3 protein-coding genes and 1 pseudogene are annotated in these 2,985 nt (G+C 42.7%); all 4 read left to right on the top strand.

Going from position 1 to position 2,985, the window contains the following annotated elements; genetic code table 11:
* Positions 1–170 precede the first annotated feature (170 nt).
* Positions 171–539, top strand: coding sequence for a 2Fe-2S iron-sulfur cluster-binding protein (locus IQ228_RS24070; RefSeq protein ID WP_027403653.1), 369 nt, complete (start codon positions 171–173; stop codon positions 537–539).
* Positions 540–570: 31 nt separating this feature from the next.
* Entirely contained in the window at positions 571–1,134 is a 564-nt protein-coding gene (locus IQ228_RS24065; RefSeq protein ID WP_228044053.1) for a thermonuclease family protein, read from the top strand.
* Positions 1,135–1,361: 227 nt separating this feature from the next.
* The gene (locus tag IQ228_RS24060; protein ID WP_193964697.1) at positions 1,362–2,165 is read left to right on the top strand and encodes an inositol monophosphatase family protein; all 804 of its coding nucleotides are present in this window, start codon (positions 1,362–1,364) and stop codon (positions 2,163–2,165) included.
* A gap of 666 nt (positions 2,166–2,831) precedes the next feature.
* Positions 2,832–2,985, top strand: a pseudogene (locus IQ228_RS24055) (photosystem II D2 protein (photosystem q(a) protein)); the annotation flags it as partial.

Raw genomic sequence — 2,985 nt, 5'->3', positions numbered from 1 at the left:
CCCCTACCCCCCCTACATCCCCTACTTACCTTCACCCGTCATTTCCGGGTTGACAGACCACTAGGGCTACGCTGGTCTATCACCACTTCCTGACCTGAAAATACGAAGTTTTCCAACAATCTTCTTATAATTAGGTGTGAAACTCCAAATCCGCAAATCTGAAAATTAAGATGGTTCAAACCCACAAAATTAAAGTTTACAATCGCCAAACTGGGACATCACATACTCTGGAAGTTCCTGAAGACCGTTATATTTTACACACGGCTGAACATAACGGAACGGAACTCCCCTTTTCTTGTCGGAATGGGGCTTGTACAACTTGCGCTGTCAGAGTTATATCAGGAGAAATTCACCAACCGGAAGCCATTGGCCTGTCTCCAGATTTACGCCGTCAAGGTTACGCTTTATTATGCGTAAGTTATGCTCGTTCTGATTTGGAAGTGGAAACACAAGATGAAGATGAGGTTTATGAACTTCAGTTTGGGCGGTTTTTTGGTAAGGGCAAAGTTAAAGCAGGTTTACCCTTAGATGAGGACTAATATTTTTTGTGTGTTTAGGTTAATGAATTTGATGGCGAGGATGACTGCTGTAGTGGTCAATCTTCGCGTTTTTGTGCCAAAAATAATTATATTGGCTAGTTTTTCACTTTTGGTGAGTTGTCAAAGCCAAAACAACTCTTCAATAACTCCCACTAGTGTCAAGGTAGCACGGGTTGTGAGTGGACAAAGTTTGGAAGTATTGGGAATGGAGTCACAACCGAATTTAATTTCCCCGGTGCGGTTAATTGGTTTAGATGCACCTGATATCCGCCAAATTCCTTGGGGTGAGGATGCTAAACAATTTGTTGAAAGTTTGATTGGCGGTGCAAATCAGGCTGTTAATCTGGAATTTGACTTAGAAGCTAAGGATAAATTTAACCGAACCTTGGCTTATGTATGGAAAGATAAACTGTTGTTAAATGAAGAAGTCGTCAAACAAGGATATGCTTTATTTGTAGCGCGATCGCCTAATCACAAATACAACCAACGACTAGAACACGCTCAACAATGGGCGAGAATCATGGGAAAAGGCATCTGGAATACAGATAAACCCATGCGAGTGACTCCTGGAGAATTTCGTCGTCTCTCTCCTTAGGGACTTCCAATTAAAAAAATACCCAAAAATTTCTTGTGGTGCGGGACGAATTGCCCGCTAATCATCAAGGACGGGCAGGACTTGTGCTGAGCTTGTCGTTCGCGTAGCGTGGCGTTAGCCATAGTATGCCCATCCCACAAAATTGGGTAATTTATTTTTTGGTGTTCCCTTAAATGTAAGAGTATAACGACCAACAACGGACAACTGACCACTGACAACTAACAAATATGCAAATTTTTCTAGATATTGCTACAGAAGCAGCTTTAGCCGCAGGTGTAGTTTTACAAGATTATTTAGGTAAATTAGAAAACGTAATCACCGAAAAAGGTCGTCCTGGTGATTTAGTTACCGCTGCTGATAAAGCTTCTGAACAGGTAATTTTAGAAGTATTGCGTCGTCATTTTCCCCAGCATTCCATCCTCGCTGAAGAGTCGGGAAAACTGGGGAACCAAGATAATGAATTTCTCTGGGCTATTGACCCTCTCGATGGTACGACTAATTACGCCCATCAATACCCCTGTTTCGCTGTTTCCATTGGGTTGCTAATTCACGGTGTCCCCAAGGTAGGGGTAATTTATGACCCTTTTCGTGATGAATTATTTCGGGCTGCTGCTGGCTTAGGTGCAACTCGTAACCGTCGCCCTATTCAGGTTTCCCAAACAGCGGAATTAGGTAAAAGCTTGTTAGTTAGTGGATTTGCTTATGATCGCAGGGAAACTGCTGACAACAATTATGCAGAGTTTTGTCATCTTACCCATCTTACCCAAGGTGTCAGACGTGATGGTGCAGCAGCCTTGGATTTAGCTTATGTAGCCTGTGGGAGAGTTGATGGTTATTGGGAAAGGGGAATTGCACCTTGGGATGTTGTGGCTGGAATAATATTGGTTCAGGAAGCGGGAGGTAACGTCACTGCCTATGATGGAACTCCGATAAACATTGAGTCGGGGAGAATTCTGGCCACTAACGGTCATATTCACAAAAAACTTAGTCAGGAATTGATACAAGTTCCCCGTTTATCTAGTTGGACATAAGTTTTCTTAGTAGGTTGGCGTTAAAAATTGTCGTTATGGCAAGGCAAGAGGCAATAGGCAATAGGCAATAGGCAATAGGTTTTGATGGATTTTACTTTTTTGCATCTGGCGAAATTAAATATCCGTTACTTGTAAATCTTCTCCATAAGTAGGGCTTGCTGAATAAGTTGTCTGTGAGGGCAGGGAACAGGGAACTCTTACAGCAAATTGTCATCAAACCCGGAACAAGTTCAAAGCCTCTCCCCGTTGCGGGGAGAGGTTTGGAGAGGGGTTTCATATTTGGTTAAACTATGAACCGTTTTCAGTATCCCTATTCCCTATTCCCTGTTCCCTATTCCCTATTCCCTGTTCCCTATTCCCTATTCCCTGTTCCCTGTTCCCTATTCCCTATTCCCTATTCCCTATTCCCTGTTCCCTGTTCCCTGTTCCCTGTTCCCTCTCTCAACAAGTTACTTGTTTTACATACAACGTCTCTATGATCATCCCCAAATAAAATTTATTTCTTAGCCCACTAGCAAAATTAGAGATTTTCACCTATTATGATAGAAAGCGTAAAAAATTGTAAACTAGATTGACAATCTGGTTAGATCTGTGTAAGTGAATAATATTCGCCTGCCACAAACGCATAAAATCCGTACTTATAAAACATTTTGGAGATTTGCTCTCATGACCATCGCAGTTGGACGCGCCCCCAGTAGAGGGTGGTTTGACGTATTAGACGACTGGCTAAAGCGCGATCGCTTTGTATTCGTAGGTTGGTCAGGAATATTACTATTCCCCTGTGCCTTCCTCGCATTAGGCGGTTGGCTAACCGGTACAA

Origin of the sequence: Dolichospermum sp. LEGE 00246 (assembly GCF_015207865.1) — a bacterium.
GTDB classification, from domain to species: domain Bacteria; phylum Cyanobacteriota; class Cyanobacteriia; order Cyanobacteriales; family Nostocaceae; genus Dolichospermum; species Dolichospermum heterosporum.
This window is presented reverse-complemented; position numbering and strand designations above follow the sequence as displayed.

Coding starts and splice junctions, on each gene's coding strand:
- IQ228_RS24070 (WP_027403653.1), top strand. CDS start 171: ATGGTTCAAACCCACAAAATTAAAGTTTACAATCGCCAAACTGGGACA.
- IQ228_RS24065 (WP_228044053.1), top strand. CDS start 571: ATGGCGAGGATGACTGCTGTAGTGGTCAATCTTCGCGTTTTTGTGCCA.
- IQ228_RS24060 (WP_193964697.1), top strand. CDS start 1,362: ATGCAAATTTTTCTAGATATTGCTACAGAAGCAGCTTTAGCCGCAGGT.